Here is a 19,001-nt window from a genome sequence, read left to right as displayed (position 1 = left end):
CGGGCGGCATCGAATCATATCGATACCGTCCACAACTTTATGCTGACGTGATAGTCACTCCGTTCGAATCAACGCTTTACCGGAGCGTAAATCACATTATCGATCAGATCCCGGTAATACTCGTTCACCGCTTGTCGGCGAGCCTTCATGCTTGGCGTCACCAAGCCATTCTCTTCGGTGAACTCGTCTACGACGATTTCGAATTTGCGAATGGATTCAGCGCGCGAAACCAGCTCATTGGCCTTGTTCACTGCACGGTCTACTTCGGCGCGTACAATCGGATTTTTTGCCGCCTCTTCCAGAGAGGATACGGTTTCAGCGCCTTGCGAGGCGAGCCATAGATTCGTTTCGGCCAAGTCCGGGGAAATGATCGCGGCGATGAACGGCTTCCGGTCACCAACCACAACGCATTGGCTGACTACCGGCGAAGTCATGATCGAAGCCTCCATAGCACCCGGCGACACGTTCTTACCGCCGGCCGTGATGATCAAATCCTTCTTACGACCGGTGATGGTGACGAAGCCGTCTTCATCGACTGACCCCAAGTCGCCGGTATGCAGCCAACCGTCAACAATCTGCGACTGAGTGGTTTCCGGATGATTGTGGTAGCCGACGCACACGGCCGCGCTTTTGATGCACAGTTCGCCGTCATCGTCAACCCCCACGGAAACGCCCTGCAATGGCAGGCCGATAGTGCCGATTTTGTAGCCTTCAGTCGGGTTCACGCATGACGGCGCACAGGTTTCGGTCATGCCGTAGCCTTCCAACAGTGGCAGGCCCACGCCGTTGAAGAAGTGAGCAATGGACGCGTCAAGCGGGGCACCGCCGGAAACCGCGTATTCCACGCTGCCGCCGAACACATCCATAATGCTCGAATACACCAGCTTGTTGTACAACGCATGCTTGAATTTCAGCATTACAGGAATGCTTTCACCGGACTGCTGCGCATGCGACCAGTCCCGAGCGATCTGCGTCGCTTCGGCGAAAATACGTCCTTTGAAACCGGCACCCGCCTTCTGAGATGCCGCATTGTAGATCTTTTCGAAGATTCGCGGCACGGCCAGGATGAAAGTCGGCTTGAATGCCGCGAAGTCCGCCAGAATGGTTTTGAGGTTGCTGGACAGGCCTAACGTCACGTTACCGGCAAAGCAGAAGAACTGCATATAGCGGGCGAATACGTGCGCGAGCGGCAGGAACAGCAGTAGACGACGGTTCGGTTTCATCGCGATATCCGGCATGGACTGCACGCCGGAATAAGTGATGAAGATGAAATTGCCGTGGCTTAGTTCGATGCCCTTCGGCGTTCCCGTCGAGCCGGACGTATATACGATCGTCGCCAGATCGCCGCCTCGCACGGACTTTTCACGCTCATAGAATTCCGCATCGCTGACTCCGCGACCGTATTCGATAAGCGTATCGATGGCACCGAGCTGAATGACGTATACGTCACCAAGAGACGGGCAGTCCTCGCGGATCAGTTCGATTTTGTCTCGTTGAGCGTCATCTTCGGCGAATGCCATTTTGACGTCGGCGTCGTTAAAGATCATCTTGACCTGCGCTGGGGAATTTGTCTCATACACAGGCACGGTCAACGCACCGATGGACATGATGGCCATATCCAATGCGGTCCACTGCCAGCATGTATGCGCGATTACTGAAACGGAATCACCGGGCATGACGCCACGGGCTATCAGGCCTTTGGCGATGGCGATGACCTTATCTTTGAATTCGGCGGCGCTGAAAGACCGCCATGCACCATGCGCATCCTTGTATTCGACCAGAGAATCATTCGGCGAGCGCTGTGCTCGTTCTTCAAGGATCGAGAACAGGTTGTTGTCGGTGTCGATGGAGTGTTCCAGTGGACGCGTGTATTCGTTGCGCATATGCGGCTCCTTTATGGGTGTTGCGTTGGCGTCGGCGGGGCTGACGTGTCGCTATGCGGGATTATAGGCATGTGTGTTTTGGTTTTTCCGGACATACACGCTTGGCTCTGTGGCGGAACGTATGTGTGTGATTGTGCGCTGGTTTTCCGACTATGAGCTGTTGTGTATTGGTTTGAGTGCTATGCGTTGTGGTGTGGTGAGTGTTTCGGGGTCGAGGTATGTGTCTGTTCCTTGTTTGACGCCCCAGTGTAGGCATGTGTTACCGCAGTGGTCGGAGCCGCCGTTGATTTGTGCGATGTGTTGGCCGCGTGTGACGGGCGCTCCGGCTTTGAGGTGGGTTGTTGCTGGTTCGAAGGTGGAGGTGATGTTGCCGTGGTTGATGCTGACGACTGATTTTCCTGCTACTGTGCCTGCGAAGGATATGATGCCGTCGTCTGGTGCGAGGATGGTATCGTTGGTGGTTGCTTGCAGGTCCACTCCCCTGTGTCCTGGCAGCCATGGCTGTTCCGGCCTGTCGAATGCGCTTGTGACATGCGGCGAGATGACTGGCCATATGAGTGTGGCTCGGCAATCGTTGCCGCTGATGGTGTTCGCCCATGTTGTTGTGTGTAACGGGATGATGGCCAGCGCCGCCGTTATGCCGATGAGTATGAGCCAGATGATGGTTAGCGTTTGTAGTTTGCGGCGTTGCTGACGTTGCTGTTCGTGTTGTTGGTATTGGCGTGTTCGGCGGCGTTGCTGATTGTCGTCCACGTTCCGCTCCTTTTGCTGGACTTTTTCACCCCTGTCACACGTGTTTTCAGTTTGTGGGTTTGTGCTGTGTACGTCCAGTCGGAGTGGCTATTGTGGACGAAGAGACGAAGTTATCCACAGGCTTCGGGCGTGTCGCGAGATTGGTTTGGGAGTTGCGTATGTTTGACAACACGTCTGATCGTAAGGCGTTGCGGTTGCTGGAGGATGAGGATGCACAGGAACAGATCATGTATTACAGCAAGCCTTTTATGGTGTTGTGGGCTGCCGTGCAGGAGGCTGCCAGCGAAGTGGCCGAGGATTATGGGCTTTCTTCTGAATTGAGTCAGGTGTGGGTTGCGGAGCGGCTTCGTCAGGTGTCCGATTCTTTGGTGGATCGTTTGGCTGAGAATGCGGTGAATCATGGGGCGAGCAAGTCGAATGTCGCGCGCGCCGCGGATGCGAGTCCGGCCAATGCGTTGCGTCGTTTTCCCCGATTGCGCAAGGGCGGTAATCATGGTCGTCTGCTGATCGACGATATTCTGGACACTTTGGATTGATTATGTGAGGCGTGTGGCTGCCGTGATATTCGAAATCTCACGGCAGCCACACGCCTCGCGCAGTATTGATATCAATGTCAATCACGTATACGTCACCAATCACGCTTGCGTGACGGCATCAATGCAGGAAATCGCGTTCAACGCACGCGGGAAACCAATCAATGGCAGACATTGAATGATTGCGGCAATCAGTGTTTCCCGCGTATTTCCGATGCTGATATTCGCACCGGCGTGCGCTTTCGCTTGCGGCTCGCAACCGCCAAGGCAGCAAATCGCGCAGAATGTGACCAGCTCACGCATGCGCACATCCAACACCGTTCTCGTATAGAAGTCGCCGAAACAGTATGCGGATAGATAATCCTGCATCGTTTTCAATTCGGCAGGCGCGGCCGCGCGCATCGCATTGATATGGCCGACACCGAAAATATCCTGCTGTACTGCAAGACCGTCGGCAAAACGCGTCTCTTCGTTCACCGTTCCCCTGTTTTGAGCACTCTCCGTGACACCGGCCTTCGTGAATGCCTTGTTCACTTCCGTAAGCGTGCATCGCACTTTTTCCAGGCCGATGTATGGCGCGCACTGGTAGAGGGCTTCTTTGATTTCCTCCGGTTTGGCGCCCACGTTCAGTGCGGCATTAGTGTAGTCGGCAATCGAAGCGGTTGTCTGGCAGGTGGTCAATGCCACCAGCATGATAAGCGCTTTCTGCGTGTCGGTAAGCGTCGATTCGTTCAATACGTCTCCACAGAGGAAACGTCGGGCGATCTGTCGGAATTCCGGATCGGCCGTGCAGTCGGCGAAAGCGTTGCCGCCGAACCATTTCGTATTGTTGCGCTGTGCGGTTTCTTCTCTGCTCATCATAAGAACCCTTTCAAATCTTGTGTCTCAGTCGGAAAGACTGTTGTAATACTCGTCTTCCACTGGTTCCAACCATTCGTTGCTGGCATCGGTGCCGGGAATCATGAAGGCGATATGGGAGAACCAGCTGTCCTTTTTGGCACCATGCCAGTGTTTTCTATTGGCAGGTACGACGACGAGTGCGCCAGGCGTCATGCTGACCGGTTCTTCGCCTTCCAGCTGGCACCAGCCTTCGCCGGCTGTGCAGATCAGGACCTGTCCGCCGCCGGTTGTCGCATGGTGGACATGCCAGTTGTTGCGGCATCCCGGTTCGAAGGTCACATTGGAGATCGGCAGGGAGCATGTGTCCGGTGTGAGCGGATTCAGGTATGAGTCGCCGATGAAGTATCGGGCGAATCCGGTGTTGGGCCTGCCCCGCCCGAATACGTTTTCCCTGTCGAATTCTTCTTTGCTGGTGGTCTTCATCGTGTTCGCTCCTTGATGAGAAGTTTTCTGATTCCACGGCAGAGAATACAATGTAAACCTCACTTTAAGTCAAGGTTATGTCTCATTTTTTTGAAGAAGGAACGCATTATGGCCTACACGATTGGCGAAATGGCGAAACTTATGGGCGTCGCGCCTTCCACGCTGCGCTACTACGACAAGGAAGGCCTGCTGCCGTTCGTGCATCGCACCCCCGGAGGCAAGCGCACATTCGATCAGACTGATTACGAATGGCTGCAAATCATTGATTGTCTGAAGAAAACCGGCATGCCGATCAAAGGCATCAAGGAATACATCGACATGGCCTTGCAGGGGGACGACACCATTGACGAGCGTCTTCGATTGTTTCAAAAGCGTCGTGAGGCCGCACAGGCGCAGATGGCCGAATTGCAAAGCATGATGGACATGCTGGAATTCAAATGCTGGTTCTACGAAACCGCGAAAGCCGCGGGAACGACCGACGCTCCCAACAGCATGCCCGCAGAAAACGTCCCCGAACAATACCGCGCCGTATGGCATAAGCTTAAATCTCTCCCTGAAGAAAGCTGAACGGCGATATTACATCGCCCATGCCGCCGACTTGTGTGGAGGAATGACATGCAGTATACGAGTCATTACGATTCTCCTTTAGGTGAAATTCTTTTGGCTGCGGATGACGCTGGTTTGACTGGATTATGGTTTGTGGGACAGAAATATTTCGCGCTTCATTTAACCGAGGAGCATGAGGATAAAGAGATCCCCGTTTTGGCGACGGCGAAACGCTGGCTTAGCATGTATTTTGCGGGCGAAAATCCGGATTTCACAGTGCCGCTGCATTTGATGGGGACAGCTTTTCAGAATGAAGTGTGGAAGATGCTGTGCACCATTCCGTACGGGCAGATCGTGACCTATGGCGAGATCGCGCGGAGAATCGCCATTCGTCGAGGGCTTGCGAGCAGTCCGCCCAGGCCGTAGGCGGCGCGATAGGGCACAACCAGATTGCAATCATCGTGCCCTGCCATCGCGTAGTGGACGCAAATGGCAGTATGACGGGCTATGCCGGAGAGCTTGATAGAAAATTGAAACTGCTGGAACTTGAAAAAGTGGATGTGGAAAGTCTGTCTATTCCGAAAAAAGACACCGCCTTGTAAAATGGCCCGCACAACCACTCTTTGCGGTCACTTTTTCTGATGATGACGAAGCCCATCAGCAAATCTGACCGAAAACAGGCCCTAAAACGGTCACACTTGCTGAAGCAATGCATCCGCATCAGCAAAAGTGACCGGTACTTGTGTAGGGGATGCGGTGCCGATGCTGGTTCCACAATGCAAAAGGCCACCAACGACATGCTGGTGGCCTTTTTGGAAAGCTCCTGCGACTGGGCTTGAACCAGTGACCGTCCGATTAACAGTCGGATGCTCTGCCAACTGAGCTACGCAGGAATATTCAATTTTCATCATCAACCCGCGCCTCCCGAAAGAAGACCCGAACCAAATCCGAGCTCCTGCGACTGGGCTTGAACCAGTGACCGTCCGATTAACAGTCGGATGCTCTGCCAACTGAGCTACGCAGGAATGTTTTTCGTGTTTGAGGCTGTGCCCCGCGCACAAGTCACATATATTACATAAATCAGAATCGATTGCAAATCACGGCGCGTCGCACGTGTCGTCGGCGACGTTTTTCGACGACGACACGCGCGGCCGACTGAATCACATGCTGATTTTCGTCAACGGCATCGCCGAATCAATCGGGAAGTCCGGCGCCGAGGGCGCGACTCCCGCTTCGACCAGGTTGACGCCCAGCATCGCCACCATCGCTCCATTGTCGGTGCACAGTTTCAGCTGCGGGATGCGCACGTCCACGCCATGCTCAGCGCCGAATTCCAGCAATTTTGCGCGCAGCTGCGAATTGGCGGAGAATCCACCGCCGACAATCAATGTATTCGACCCGTATTCTTCGCAACCGTGCATGGCTTTGCGGGCGAGCACGGTCGCGACGGAGTCCGCCAAGGAGGCGCACACGTCGTCGATCGGGATTTCCAATCCTTGCGCGTTGCGTTCTTCAATCCAGCGGGCCACGGCCGTTTTCACACCGGAGAAGCTGAAATCGTACGGGTGTTCGCGGCCAGCCTTGCCTTGGGTCAGGCCTTGCGGCACTTTGATGGCCTTGGGATCGCCCTGCTGGGCGTGACGGTCGATATGCGGGCCTCCCGGGTATGGGAAGCCGAGCAGTCGCGCGACTTTGTCGAAGCATTCGCCCGCCGCATCGTCCAAGGTCGTGCCGACGACGTCGATATGCTTGGTGACGTCTTCCACGTGCAGCAGCGACGTGTGTCCGCCAGAGACGATCAGCGCCATCGTGTCGGCCGGGAACGGGCCGAATTGCAGCTGGGTGACCGCGATATGCCCGATGACGTGGTTAATGCCGTAAATCGGCTTGTTTGCCGCCCATGCAAGCGATTTCGCGCCGGAAACACCGACCGCGAGGCATCCGGCAAGGCCTGGGCCTGCGGACACTGCGATGGCGTCCACGTCGTTTAACGTCATGTTCGCGTCCGCGAGCGCTTTGGATACGCATGGAACGAATGCCTGGGCGTGTGCGCGGGATGCGATTTCGGGGATGACGCCGCCGTAGCGGGCGTGTTCGTCCATGGAGGAGGCGACGACGTTGGAGATGAGGGTGCGGCCTTGGACGATGGCTGCTGCGGTTTCGTCGCAGGTTGATTCGATGCCGAGTACGATTGGTTCGCTCATTGTTGCTGCTCCGTGGGCTTGTTGGTGTTCTCGTCGTTGCCGTTTTGCGTGTTGGCTGAGGTGAATCCTGCGATGCGTGGATTCAGGTCGAGGCTCATGGTGTATGCGTCGATGCCTTCCGGTTGGTAGTAGCGTCTGCGAAGTCCCATGCGGCTGAAGCCGAGTTTTTGGTAGAGGGTGAGTGCTGGCGTGTTTTCGACGCTGACTTCGAGAATCATACGTTTCGCGCCTTGTTCGCGCGCATTGTCGATCATACGCTCGAAGAGCATGCGTCCGATGCCTTGACGTTGGTGTGCTTTGGCGACGTCGATGTTCATGACTTCCGCGTCGTCACCGTCGTACCAGTAACCTGCGTAGGCGATGATGCTGTCTGCGCCGATGTTTTCTGGACCTTCATTTTCTGTTGTTCCCGTATCGACGGCAAGCAGGTAGGTGCGGGCGGGCGCATCCAGCTCTTCGCGGATGGAGTGTTCGCTCCATGCACGTTTGCCCCAGACTTCCTGTTCGAGGCGCGCCATGGCTTGGACGACGGTTTCTCGATTGATGCGATTAGCGTTAAGAATGATCATCGTTCCGCCTTGGTGGCGCCGGCATGACCGAGGACATGTTTGAGCGGATTGGGGACGGACACGTCGGGGCGACGCAGGTACAGCGGCTCGATCGGCGCGCTCGAATCGCCGTGTTCGCTGAGCTGCACGAATGTGGCGAGGCCTGCCGCTCCTGCGTCGAGCAGGGATTGATCGATGATGCTACCGTATGCGGCCAACGCGTCCCATGCAGCGGCGTATTTGCGCGCACCATGGCCTGCGACGTCGATGATGATGTGCCGGTCAGGATTGACTGCGCTCAGACGTTCTACGACTTCGTTGACACGGGTTGCGATGCTGTCGGGATAGTCGATGTCCATGTCGATCAGCGTTGTCGGCTGCCGATATGGGTCGTCGGCAGCGTCAGCGTCGTCATACAGTGCAAAATACAGTTGTTTGCGACGCGCATCATTGACGGCGAGCGTCAGATGGCGATTCTCACCCGGTTCCACGCTATCGGCATCATCGCAATGCAGCCCCTTAAGGAATGCGCATTCCGACAAAGGGCCGTTTTCCTGTCGTGCAAGGCGAAGCATCACCGCTTGCGGTGCAAGAACGTCCTGCCCGATCAATGTGGCTCCGGTTGCGAAAGCGAGCGCTTTCGCCGCGACGATGCCGGCTCGCAGTCCGGTGAAGGGAGCCGGTCCTGTGCCCACGACGATGCGGTCGAGGTCGGCTGGGGTGAGGCCGGCCTGCTGTACTACCGTGGCGATGTTGCTTTGCAGTCGTTCCACGTGGGTTCGTGAATCGGTTTCGATGATGGGCTCATGCCCGACAATGCCGACTGCCGAACCGTATGAGGTGTCGATGACCAGCGTATGCATGTGAGAAGCTCCTTCGTAAAATCTGCTAGCCACTGTACATCGTGGGCTTGCATGTTGTTTCGAACCGGATTTTCAAGACAGGGTCAGCGTGTGCCGTTCTCATAGTCGAAGCCTTGCCAGGCTTCGCCGACGCCGATAACCGTGACGATGCGATCACCGTCGCCGGTCAGCGTGCCGTCGGCGTCCGTGGCGCTGTGATCATGCGGACGGTCGATATGGATTTCAAGACGTTCCGGCGCAAGTGCCGCGGCCATTTGTTCGCCCCATTCCATCAGGATGATGGTGTTGGCTCCCGGATCGTCAAGTTCTTCATCCAATCCCAAGGATTCAAGTTCGTCGAGCAAGCGTTCGGCCGCATCCTGTCCAGGCGCGTAATCGTTGCCTCCCAAGCGGTATGCGTCGACGTGCACAAGATGGGCGGGCCGCCCGTTCGGGAAACGTCCGTCGAGTTCGCGGGCGATGGTGAATGTCGGAGACACGATGGGCTCGTCAATGCCGAGTCCAGCGCCGAAGCCTTGCGCGAACGTGGTTTTGCCGGCGCCGAGCGAACCAGAAAGCAGAAGCACGTCGCCGCCGCGGGTCATGCGTGCAATGCGCTCGCCGATGGTGCGCATGTCTTGGGCCGTTGCTGCGATGATGGTGTATTTCACGAGTGTTCCTTATGTGTTTGTATGCGTATCGGGTCAGGCGACGCGGCCTTTTTGGCTGATGAGCGTGATGGAGCGTTCCAAAGCGTAGACGGGGTCGCCGCCGTTGGTTTTGTTCTGTTCGTCGGCCCATGCGAGCGTTTGGATGCATTGCGACAGGCCGTCAGAGGTCCATCCGGAAAGTTGCCGCATGGCGTTTTTCAGAACCCATGGGTTGGTTTTCGCTTCGGCTCGGGAGATTTTTCCGCTTCTGACCGCGGAGGCTTTGGCAAGCGTGCGTAGTTTCATGGCGAGCGCACCAATCAGCGCGATGGGCTCGTTGCCTTGTTCGATGGCTGAACGCATGGCGATGATCGCTTCGGCTGTTTTTCCCTCGAGCGCTTTGTCCGCGATGAAGAATCCGTTGACTTGCGGGTTTGCGGTCAGGTACTGGTTGACTCGTTCTAAGCCGATTGGATCGTCGTCGAAGTCGAAGCATAGTTGTTTGGCCATGGCTGCGAGTTCGCCGGTTTTGTCGCCGAGTACTGCGATAAGCTGTTGGGCCGCCGCGGGGTCGACGCGGCGGTGTTCGCGTTCGAAGCATTGGTAGACGAAATTGAGTTTCGCCTCCGGCTTTTTCAGGTCGGGAACGTCCTGTTTGCCGGCGCCTGCTTTGACGAGTTGTTCGACGAGTTTCTTGCCTTTGACGCCGCCTTCGTGCTTGCAGATGACGATGCTGGAGTCGGCGGGATTCTTTTGGGCCTGTTTGCAGTATTCAAGTATGGCTTCGCCGAGTTTCTCGTCCGCGTTCTGCAGGTTGGAGATGATGACGATTGCCATGTCGCTGAGCAGGGATGGGCTGACCGCTTCGTCGAATGCGTACCGGTCGATACTGCCTGCGTCCAGTTCGATGATTTCCGCGTCGGGATGCGTTTGACCGGCTTTGGAGCACAGGTCGCGTGCCATCATATCGCTCAGATACGCGTCAGCGCCGGATACGATGCGTACCGGAGATTTCGTCGAGGCTGTTCTTGGCATGTACTCAATTTCGCCGTATCGGTGGACAAGCCCAGTCCATGTCGTGCAACCATCGCATGGTGTATTTCCACCATTGGCGCACGCCTGTCATAGGAGCGTCCACCCACGCTTCGCCGTCGGCATCGTCGGCATCGGCGGCATCTTCCTCCGCGCGGCCATGTTGTGCCGTGTATGTGGCGTCACGGTTCCCGGCTGCGTTTTCATCGAACAGGTGAACGATGCGTCGTCGTGCAGTGGCGTGCAGCCATTTGCCAATCATGCGACAGATGAACCATATCCCCGCCTCGGCCAGAACCATGATGACGGCTCCCCGCCAGCCGTCAGACCAAGGCAATACGGCATGGCTGTCTGAACCCAACATGTTCGCGCAATATTCCATAACGGCCGTGCCTAATGATGCTATGCGTGCGAGCGCATATCCGATATCCGCATTCAACCACGAGACGGCGAGCGCGCCCAATCCGCATATGGTGGCGAATCCTACGAACGGAGATACGAGCAGATTGGCGGGGACTGAGAGAACCGGCAGTTCGGGTTCCATCAGCACTTGTATCGGCAAGGTTGTCGTTTGCGCTGCGACGGTCATGCCGGCGGCTTGTGCGACAGTGGACGGCGTCACCGTTTCGAGGCGTTGCGCTATAGGCTCGGCGAAAAACATGATGCCGAATACCGCCGCGCATGATAGCGCGAATCCGTAACTGTATGCCATATCCGGTTTCAGAATCAGCGTGCCGATGATGGTCCAACTCAATGTGGAGCATATCTGCTGTCGTCTACCCAACCATAGGCATGCAGCGCCGAATAGACTGGATACCAGTGCGCGATGCACCGAATCCGCGGGATACATGCCGACCGATAGTACAATCGCTCCTGCCGCCATGCATATGGCCGTCGGATGTCTTGGCAACAGTACGTGAGCACACAGGCGACGTATACCTGCGACGACCAGTACGAAATGCCCTCCGGATACGGCCATGAGATGCATGATGCCGGATCTGCGGAATCGGTTTTCCAAGAGTCCCGCATACGTGTCATTGATGGGTTGCGCCCGTTCCCCTTCTTGCGTGATTGTCACATGGTCTTGCCCAAGAATGCCTAATGTGAGGCCTGGAACCAGTACACGCCCCTGTTCGGGCAGTCGTTGGCTGACCGCGAAGAAGGATTCCTGTGCCGCCGTGACCATGCGACGTAGCGAATTAGCCGCTTTGACGGTATGTATGCCGGTTTCCGGATATGCGATAAGCCACAGTGGCTCACTGCCGTAGTCTGCCGGCTGGAGTCTGCCTGTTATGGTTTGTACCGCGCCGTATTCGATGGTCGAACAATCGTCGCCGTCCGCATATATGCGAATGCTTTCATGCGAGGGACTGACTGTCAGTCCGTCGGAGACGGTATGTAATACGGCGTCCGCCTGGCAGTCGCGCTGTCGACTATCCGACGCGGTTACCGGCGTTCGGATACCGGCCGTAACGATTGCGTAGCCGGCATTGTTGTGGGCTTGCAACGTTGCGGCATCATGCTGCCGCCTCATATCATGCACAATCGTCACGCTAACGCCGACCAGCATCGCGCCAATCATTATCGTCAATCCCGCAAGCGTGCAGTATCGGGCGAAATCACGAACCGCGGTGCCATGGTTGCGCTTATCACGATTTCTGCATGAGCGAATCCGACCGTGCATGCGGCCAGCCAGCGTAAAAGCGACAAAAACCATCAACAGCAGCGCGACAAGTCCGACGGCAATCCAGACGGCGACAGGCGTCGCCAGATGCGCCAGCAAACAAGAGCCCCACATAATCGCAGCAACCGGCAGCATGCGCAGGTCACGACTCCCCTGTTCACGTTGCGTATATGCGAATATGGAAGGCATTGCGATCATTGGACCGTCACCTGCGCTCGCATCTTGTCCAAGGTTTTCTCGCCTATGCCTTTGACGTCCAGTAATTGTTCGACGCTGACGAAACGTCTAATTTGCGCGCGATGATCGATTATGCGCTGTGCGATAACCGGGCCGATTCCTTTGATGGAATCCAATTCGGCCAAGCTGGCCGTGTTCAGGTTTATTGGCGACGGTTGCGTAATTGCAGTGCCGTCTGATGAGATGGCATCGGACGAAACGGGTGGTGACGCCCCATCTGACATGGCGGCGTCTGATGATGAATCATCTGATGCCGCACTATCGGTTTGTGAGCCGTTCACTGACGTCGCGTCTTGATTCTCCGTGGCGGCAGTGCTTGTTTCGGTCACGGATGCCATCATCGAATAATTGGAGGCCTGCCGTATCAGCATGGTCAGGCTGGCGCATAACGCGGCGACAAGCAGCATCATCGCCACTATCGCGTGCATGGGGCGGAACACGAGGCGAGGCCTGTTTCTTCGGACTTGCTTACCCTCTTGCAGTCTGGCTTCCACGCTATCGCAATCGTGCACGCCGGTCAGATTCGATAATGTCGTTTTGGCTTCGCGCCGATGTTTGCCGGCGGACGCTAAGGGAGATGATTCCGAAGAAGAGGAAAACGAGGAAAAAGCCGGCACGGATTCAGACTTTGTCATTGCTGATTGTCGGTTCGCCATTCCCGGTGGCGGCGGGGGCGGAAGCATGACAGGATACGCGTCGCCTTGTAATGATATCGACAACGAGCCATCCGACAGTTCCATACCGTTCCGCGCATCCATCGTCCCACTATGGGCGATGCTCATGTACGTGTCCAGTCGAACCGGGCTCTGTGGACGAAGAGATGAGGTTATCCACAGGCTCCGGGTGTGTCGCGGCATCATATAAAGTGGACGCCACCATGCAGGTGACGTCCACTTCACAACGTGTCGCGTACGATGCCGCTTGCGACATTACGGTCAGCGTCGCGAGCCGTTACCGCTTATTCAGCCGGAACGATGGACACGATCTTCGGAGCCTTGACGATGACCTTGCGCGGCGCCTTGCCGCCCAGACGGTCGGCGACGGCTTCCAATGCCATCTTCTCAAGCTCGGCCGGGTCGATGTCCGGGGAGACCTCAAGCTTGGCGCGTACCTTGCCCTTGATCTGCACAACGGCGGTGACGGTGTCCTGCCCGACGTAACGTTCGTCGGCGACCGGCCACGGTTCGTGAGCCAGGGATTCGGCGTGTCCCAGACGGTTCCACAGTTCCTCGCAGATATGCGGGGCAATCGGAGACAGCATCAGGATCAGCGGTTCGACGGCGGCACGCGGCACGGCGTCGAGGCCGGTCAGATGGTTGTTGAGTACGATGAGCTTGGCGATGGCGGTGTTCGGCCGCATGCCTTCCATTTCCACGGTCACATCGGCGATCGTGTTGTTGAGGAGCTTCAGCGTCTTCTCGTCCATGTCGGTGTCGACGACGCGCACCTCACCCGTATTTTCGTCGATGACGTTACGCCACAAGCGCTGCAGGAAACGCATGCTGCCCACGACGTTGCGCGTGTTCCACGGGCGGGATTCGGCAAGCGGCCCCATGCCCATCTCGTACAGGCGGAACGTGTCGGCGCCGTAGTTCTCGTACATGTCGTCCGGCGTGATGATGTTCTTCAGGCTCTTGCCCATCTTGCCGAATTCACGGTTGGCGTGTTCGCCGTTCCAGGTGAACGTCGGTTCGCCGTTCTCGTCCGGAGCGCCTTCGACCACTTCAGCGGCCGGCACATACTGGCCACGGTCGTCGGTGTAGGCGTAGGCCTGGATCATGCCCTGGTTGAACAGCTTGTGGAACGGCTCGGCCGAATCCACATAGCCTAGGTCGAACAGCACCTTGTGCCAGAAGCGCGAATACAGCAAATGCAGCACCGCATGTTCAACGCCGCCGATGTACAGGTCGACGCCGCCGGACTTGCCGGCGGTGGCGTTGTGGTTCGGGCCCATCCAATAGTCGAATTCGTCGGATTCGACCATGTTCGCGGTGTCGTTCGGGTCGATGTAACGCATGTAGTACCAGCAGGAGCCGGCCCAGTTCGGCATCGTGTTCGTGTCACGATAATAGGTCTTCACACCGTCGCCCAAGTCAAGTTCAACCTTGACCCAGTCTTCGTTGCGGCTCAGCGGAGCTTCCGGATTGGATTCGGCGTCCATCGGGTCAAAAGTGCGCGGGCTGTAGTCCGGCACGTCCGGCAAGTTGATCGGCAACGCGGAATCCGGCAGCAGATGCGGGGTGCCTTCCTCGTCATAGACGATCGGGAACGGTTCGCCCCAGTAGCGCTGACGGCTGAACAACCAGTCGCGCAGACGGTAGCTGACGGTGCCCTTGCCGACACCGGCCGATTCCAGCCACGCGTTGACTGCAGCGATGGCGTCATCGACGCGCAGGCCGTTGATGGACAATGCGTCGCCCTTGGCATGCGTGGATTCGACGGAGGAATTGATAACGATACCGTCGTGGGAAACGAACGGAGCCTTGCCCTCATAGTTGGACAGGTCGTCGCCGGATTCCGGCAGAGGCTTGACGGTGTAGATGACCGGTAGGCCGAACTTGACGGCGAAATCGTAATCGCGCTGATCGCCGCCCGGTACGGCCATGATGGCACCGGTTCCATAATCCATCAACACGTAGTCGGCGGTGAACAGCGGCAGCTTGACGCCGGTGATCGGGTTGACGGCGTACAGGCCAGTGAACAAGCCGGTCTTTTCCCCGGCTTCTTCGACGCGGTCCTTGGCGGTTTTCGCTTCGGCGGCCTTACGATAGGCGGCGACGGCTTCGACCGGATTGGCGTAGCCGCCCTTCCAGGATTCCGGAACGTCGGCGGGCCATTCGGCCGGCACGTTCTCCAACAGGTGGTGTTCCGGGGAGACGACGGCGAATGTGGTGCCGAACAGGGTGTCGGGACGGGTGGTATACACTTCCATGTCCTTGACGCCGTTCGAAGTCTCCACTTCGAAATGGACGGAAGCGCCGTGGGATTCGCCGATCCAGTTGCGCTGCATCAGCTTGACCTTCTCCGGCCAGTCGATGCTGTCAAGATCTTCGATCAGACGATGGCCATAAGCGGTGATGCGCATCGACCACTGGCGCAGTTCACGCTGGAACACCGGGAAGTTGCCGCGTTCGGACTTGCCTTCGGCGGTGACTTCCTCGTTGGCGAGCACGGTGCCCAGGCCCGGGCACCAGTTGACCGGGGACTTGGAGATATAGGCCAGACGGAAATCGTTGAGCACGTCGGCCTGTTCGGCTTCGGAAAGATTACCCCAAGTTTTGCCTTCAAAACCCGGGATGGCACGTTCGCCGGATTCGAACTGGGCGACCAGCTCGCCGATCGGGCGCGCGGAGCCCTTGGTACCGGACGGGTTGGTGGCCTCCGGATCGTACCAGGCGTCATAGATACGGGAGAAGATCCACTGGGTCCAACGCACATAGCCCGGATCGATGGTGGCGAAGGAACGACGGTTGTCGAAGCTCAGACCCATACGATGCAGCTGGCGTCGCATGTTGGCGATGTTCTGTTCGGTGGTGATGCGCGGATGCTGGCCGGTCTGCACCGCATACTGCTCAGCCGGCAGGCCGAAGGCGTCATAGCCCATGGCATGCAGCACGTTCTCGCCCTTCATACGGTGATAACGGCTCACCACATCGGTGGCAAGGTAACCCAGCGGGTGGCCGACGTGCAGGCCCTTGCCTGACGGATACGGGAACATGTCCATCGCGAAATAGGACGGACGGCCTTCGGCATTGCGGCCTTTGCCGTCCTTCAAATCGCCATGGACGTTGGCGGCCCAGAACGTGCCTTCATCGTCCCACGTCTTCTGCCACTTGGTTTCAATGTCCTGCGCCATCGCCGCATTGTAGCGGAACGAGGGCTCAGCGGGTTCGGTCGACTGCGCCTGCGCGCTCTTCTCAATGTCACTCATAATCATGCAAAGTAGCCGCGCAACTGGACACGACACAAGTCAGTATTCGCATGTCGGGAAGCATTGCGCATCCCGCTTCCCGACATGCCATCAAACAGGCCATCCGGCAAGGCAGCAGGCAATCTGGCAGACGGCTCATCCAACGAGCGAATCGACAGATGTTCCATCCGATGCCCCGGCCAACGAGGGATCCGTCATCATCGCGTGCAAATCGTCAACCATCCGCGTAAACCATGCGGAATGCACATCACGAGGACGCGCGACGTCAATCGCGATATCAGCAACGATCCGGCCGGGATTCGCTCCAAGCACGACAATCCGGTCTGCCATTTCCACGGCTTCCGCGATATTGTGCGTCACCATCACCACCGAACGGACGCCACAATGCTCCCCGCATACACGCAGCACCTGCTGGCGCAGGCTCTCCGCCGTCATCACATCAAGCGCGGAGAACGGCTCATCCATGAACAACGCCTTCGGCTTCAGCACCAAAGCCCGTGCAATGCCGACTCTTTGACGCATGCCGCCGGACAATTCGCGAGGATACGACCGTTCGAAACCATGCAGACCGATCATGTCAATCGCATCCGCCGCCAGACGGCGACGTTCCGCACGCGGCACTCCCCTGGCTTCCAGTCCCAATTCGACGTTCGCCTGTACGGTCAGCCACGGCATCAACGCGAATGACTGGAACACCATGGCCACATCCGGATTCGGACCGACAACAGGACTCCCCTGATACAGCACGTCGCCGCCGTCCGGCGTGATCAAACCGGCCAGCACGCGCAAAAACGTGCTTTTCCCGCTTCCGGAACGACCCAGTATCGCCACGATCTGTCCTTCGTGCAAGGTCAGACTCATGTCATGGAACACCGTTTTGCGTTCTCCCGCATCGGTGCGGAACATCTTGGAAACATGGCGTGCTTCGATAAAGCTCATAATCAATTCCCTTACATACTGACGATTTCAACGTTGGGCAAACAACAAAAAAACAAACCGAAGATGGCCGGACACGGCCGGAGGGCTCGCCGGTACGAATCATGCGAGCGCGAAACGCTTCGACGCGAAACGCTGCAACGGCTGCCATAGCAGGCGGTTCAGCGCCACGACGAACAACGACATCACCAGCACGCCGATCAGAATATGGCCTCCGTCACCTGTTTCCGTCGCGTTCGCGATATAGGCGCCGAGCCCGTGCGCGGTGAATGTCACGGAACCGTAGGTGACGATCTCCGACACGATGGAGGCGTTCCATGCGCCGCCGGCCGCGGTGATCGCGCCTGTGCACCATGCGCCGAATACAGAGGGCAGAATCAGCGTGCGCCACTGCTGCCATCGGCTTAATGCCAAGCTGCGGCAGGCTTCGCGCAGGTCATCGGGGATGGCGGACGCGCCTGCGATCACGTTGAACAGGATATACCATTGCGTGCCGAGCGCCATCAGCAGGACACTGCCCCAGTCAAGATCGATATGCCAGGCAATGAACCACAATGCCACGAACGGGAAGGTGAAATTCGCGGGGAAACTTGCGCATACCTGCACCAACGGCTGCATGATACGCGCCAGTTTCGCGTTCATGCCGATACGCACGCCGACCGGTACCCAAATAATCGAGCAGACCAACGTCAATGCGAGCACACGTGTGAAAGTGAGCAGGCCCAAAACCATCACGTTGCGTACTTCCGTCAGCCCTCCGTCCGCGCGGATATCCGCCACCACAATGAAAACTCCCCATGTGAGCGCCGCGGCGAGCGTCGTGCCGAACAGCAGGTCTCCTATGCGACGTCGCCTTGCGGATGTGCTATGCACCGTTCCGGTGACACCCAACGGGCGCATGCACCGGTCGAACAGGTCTGCGATCGGCCTTGCGCAGGCCGACAGCCATTCGTTGAGGTGCGAGCGGCGGATGATGGCCAATACAAGGCTGCGTCGCGGCTGCACATCACCGGCCGTGACGGTGGTGACACGGAATTTGTCGGCCCACACGGTGACCGGCTTGAACAGGAGCGTGTCGACAAGGATGATGACGATAATCATAGTGCCGATGGCGTATGTGACGTTGCGCAGCTCCTCGTTTTGGATGGCGGCTCCGACGAAGCTGCCGATGCCGGGCAACACGTAGGTTTCGTTATTGACGGAGATCATTTCGGATGCGGTCAGGAAGAACCAGCCGCCACCGACGCTCATCATGGTGTTCCACAGCAGCGGAATCATGGCATGGGGCACATCGAGTTTCCAGAAACGCTGCCATTTGGTCATGCGCAGGGAGATGGCCGCTTCCACAAGGTCGGCGGGCTCCTCGATCAGCGACTGGTAGAACGAGAATGCCATGTTCCAAGCCTGCGAGGTGAAGATCGCGAAAATCGAGGCCGCTTCCACACCCAGCATGCTTCCTGGGAACAGTACCATCCAGATGGTGATGGTCGCTGAGAGAAAACCAAGAATCGGCACCGATTGCAGCACGTCCAGCAAGGGCACGAGCACGAGGCGCAGACGGCGCGAACGTGCTGCGGCCAGCCCATAGACGAAGCTGAAAATCAGCGAGAACAGCAGCGCCACCAGCATGCGCAGCATGGAACACAGCGCGTAATATGGTAGCTTCGCCGGATCAGTGACGATGCCTGTCGGAACGCCGTCGACGCCGATGGGCGCGATGAATTCGGGAATCAGCCACGATAGCAGGCCGAATATCGTGATGGCGCCGCCGGCGACGATAGCGTCACAGATCATGCGAATATGCGGATTTGTCGGAGAACACCAGGATGCCGGCATGACGGTCGTGGTGTGTGACGGCGACGCTTCGCCGCCGGCAGCGCGAGTCTGCATGTTGAAGAA

Annotated in this window: 17 protein-coding genes, 2 tRNA genes and 1 pseudogene; 4 read left to right on the top strand and 16 right to left on the bottom strand. The window is 57.6% G+C overall.

Going from position 1 to position 19,001, the window contains the following annotated elements:
- Positions 1 to 68: 68 nt before the first annotated feature.
- Together AC1AWD_RS03070 and AC1AWD_RS03065 are read right to left on the bottom strand one after the other, a co-directional pair.
- Positions 69 to 1,883, bottom strand: coding sequence for an AMP-dependent synthetase/ligase (locus AC1AWD_RS03070; protein ID WP_476563596.1), 1,815 nt, complete (start codon positions 1,881 to 1,883; stop codon positions 69 to 71).
- Between the two features lie 150 nt (positions 1,884 to 2,033).
- Entirely contained in the window at positions 2,034 to 2,636 is a 603-nt protein-coding gene (locus tag AC1AWD_RS03065; RefSeq protein ID WP_476563594.1) for a M23 family metallopeptidase, read from the bottom strand.
- A gap of 158 nt (positions 2,637 to 2,794) precedes the next feature.
- Between AC1AWD_RS03065 and AC1AWD_RS03060 the strand changes: the two genes are divergently transcribed.
- Entirely contained in the window at positions 2,795 to 3,172 is a 378-nt protein-coding gene (locus AC1AWD_RS03060) for a transcriptional regulator (RefSeq protein WP_476563592.1), read from the top strand.
- 99 nt (positions 3,173 to 3,271) lie between these two features.
- Here AC1AWD_RS03060 and AC1AWD_RS03055 read toward each other — a convergent pair whose 3' ends face one another.
- Both AC1AWD_RS03055 and AC1AWD_RS03050 read right to left on the bottom strand, forming a co-directional pair.
- On the bottom strand, positions 3,272 to 4,027 hold the full coding sequence (locus AC1AWD_RS03055) for a carboxymuconolactone decarboxylase family protein (RefSeq protein ID WP_476563590.1): 756 nt from the start codon (positions 4,025 to 4,027) through the stop codon (positions 3,272 to 3,274).
- A 27-nt stretch (positions 4,028 to 4,054) separates the two neighbouring features.
- Positions 4,055 to 4,492 (bottom strand): cupin domain-containing protein, encoded by a 438-nt coding sequence (locus tag AC1AWD_RS03050; RefSeq protein WP_476563588.1) that lies wholly within the window; start codon positions 4,490 to 4,492, stop codon positions 4,055 to 4,057.
- Between the two features lie 108 nt (positions 4,493 to 4,600).
- Here AC1AWD_RS03050 and AC1AWD_RS03045 point away from each other — a divergent pair, with 108 nt between their 5' ends.
- Genes AC1AWD_RS03045 through AC1AWD_RS03035 form a run of 3 tightly spaced genes read left to right on the top strand, consistent with a single transcriptional unit; the run spans position 4,601 to position 5,640 of the window.
- Entirely contained in the window at positions 4,601 to 5,059 is a 459-nt protein-coding gene (locus AC1AWD_RS03045; RefSeq protein ID WP_476563586.1) for a MerR family transcriptional regulator, read from the top strand.
- A gap of 48 nt (positions 5,060 to 5,107) precedes the next feature.
- The gene (locus tag AC1AWD_RS03040; protein WP_476563584.1) at positions 5,108 to 5,464 is read left to right on the top strand and encodes a methylated-DNA--[protein]-cysteine S-methyltransferase; all 357 of its coding nucleotides are present in this window, start codon (positions 5,108 to 5,110) and stop codon (positions 5,462 to 5,464) included.
- Positions 5,356 to 5,640 carry a methylated-DNA--[protein]-cysteine S-methyltransferase gene (locus AC1AWD_RS03035; RefSeq protein WP_476563582.1) on the top strand — a complete coding sequence of 95 codons (285 nt, stop codon included), beginning with the start codon at positions 5,356 to 5,358 and terminating at the stop codon, positions 5,638 to 5,640. The genes AC1AWD_RS03040 and AC1AWD_RS03035 overlap by 109 nt, the downstream gene beginning before the upstream one ends.
- A 218-nt stretch (positions 5,641 to 5,858) precedes the next feature.
- Here AC1AWD_RS03035 and AC1AWD_RS03030 read toward each other — a convergent pair.
- The 12 genes and pseudogenes from AC1AWD_RS03030 to AC1AWD_RS02975 all read right to left on the bottom strand — a co-directional run bounded on the left by AC1AWD_RS03030 (position 5,859) and on the right by AC1AWD_RS02975 (position 18,938).
- Positions 5,859 to 5,931 (bottom strand) — tRNA-Asn (locus AC1AWD_RS03030).
- A gap of 59 nt (positions 5,932 to 5,990) precedes the next feature.
- Positions 5,991 to 6,063, bottom strand: a tRNA-Asn gene (locus tag AC1AWD_RS03025).
- Positions 6,064 to 6,198: 135 nt separating this feature from the next.
- Positions 6,199 to 7,242 carry a tRNA (adenosine(37)-N6)-threonylcarbamoyltransferase complex transferase subunit TsaD gene (gene tsaD / locus AC1AWD_RS03020; protein ID WP_476563580.1) on the bottom strand — a complete coding sequence of 348 codons (1,044 nt, stop codon included), beginning with the start codon at positions 7,240 to 7,242 and terminating at the stop codon, positions 6,199 to 6,201.
- Positions 7,239 to 7,808, bottom strand: coding sequence for a ribosomal protein S18-alanine N-acetyltransferase (gene rimI, locus AC1AWD_RS03015; RefSeq protein ID WP_476564561.1), 570 nt, complete (start codon positions 7,806 to 7,808; stop codon positions 7,239 to 7,241). Before rimI ends, tsaD begins: the two co-directional genes overlap by 4 nt.
- The gene (gene tsaB, locus AC1AWD_RS03010; RefSeq protein WP_476563579.1) at positions 7,808 to 8,653 is read right to left on the bottom strand and encodes a tRNA (adenosine(37)-N6)-threonylcarbamoyltransferase complex dimerization subunit type 1 TsaB; all 846 of its coding nucleotides are present in this window, start codon (positions 8,651 to 8,653) and stop codon (positions 7,808 to 7,810) included. Before tsaB ends, rimI begins: the two co-directional genes overlap by 1 nt.
- Positions 8,654 to 8,736: 83 nt before the next feature.
- The gene (tsaE, locus tag AC1AWD_RS03005) at positions 8,737 to 9,267 is read right to left on the bottom strand and encodes a tRNA (adenosine(37)-N6)-threonylcarbamoyltransferase complex ATPase subunit type 1 TsaE (RefSeq protein WP_476564559.1); all 531 of its coding nucleotides are present in this window, start codon (positions 9,265 to 9,267) and stop codon (positions 8,737 to 8,739) included.
- A 69-nt stretch (positions 9,268 to 9,336) separates the two neighbouring features.
- The gene (holA, locus tag AC1AWD_RS03000; protein ID WP_476563577.1) at positions 9,337 to 10,317 is read right to left on the bottom strand and encodes a DNA polymerase III subunit delta; all 981 of its coding nucleotides are present in this window, start codon (positions 10,315 to 10,317) and stop codon (positions 9,337 to 9,339) included.
- A gap of 4 nt (positions 10,318 to 10,321) precedes the next feature.
- The gene (locus AC1AWD_RS02995) at positions 10,322 to 12,196 is read right to left on the bottom strand and encodes a ComEC/Rec2 family competence protein (protein ID WP_476563575.1); all 1,875 of its coding nucleotides are present in this window, start codon (positions 12,194 to 12,196) and stop codon (positions 10,322 to 10,324) included.
- Entirely contained in the window at positions 12,193 to 13,017 is an 825-nt protein-coding gene (locus tag AC1AWD_RS02990; RefSeq protein WP_476563573.1) for a ComEA family DNA-binding protein, read from the bottom strand. The genes AC1AWD_RS02995 and AC1AWD_RS02990 overlap by 4 nt, the downstream gene beginning before the upstream one ends.
- A 176-nt stretch (positions 13,018 to 13,193) precedes the next feature.
- Complete coding sequence (leuS, locus tag AC1AWD_RS02985) at positions 13,194 to 16,166, bottom strand: leucine--tRNA ligase (protein ID WP_476563571.1); 2,973 nt, start codon at positions 16,164 to 16,166, stop codon at positions 13,194 to 13,196.
- Positions 16,167 to 16,322: 156 nt separating this feature from the next.
- Positions 16,323 to 17,105: pseudogene (locus tag AC1AWD_RS02980) on the bottom strand (ABC transporter ATP-binding protein); the annotation flags it as partial.
- A 99-nt stretch (positions 17,106 to 17,204) separates the two neighbouring features.
- Positions 17,205 to 18,938: an ABC transporter permease gene (locus AC1AWD_RS02975; protein WP_476564557.1), complete on the bottom strand. Its 1,734-nt coding sequence runs from the start codon at positions 18,936 to 18,938 to the stop codon at positions 17,205 to 17,207.
- Positions 18,939 to 19,001 lie beyond the last annotated feature (63 nt).

The organism is Bifidobacterium sp. LH_512, assembly GCF_056356435.1.
Note: the sequence above shows the minus strand (reverse complement) of the source record. Positions and strands in the feature narration are given on the sequence as shown.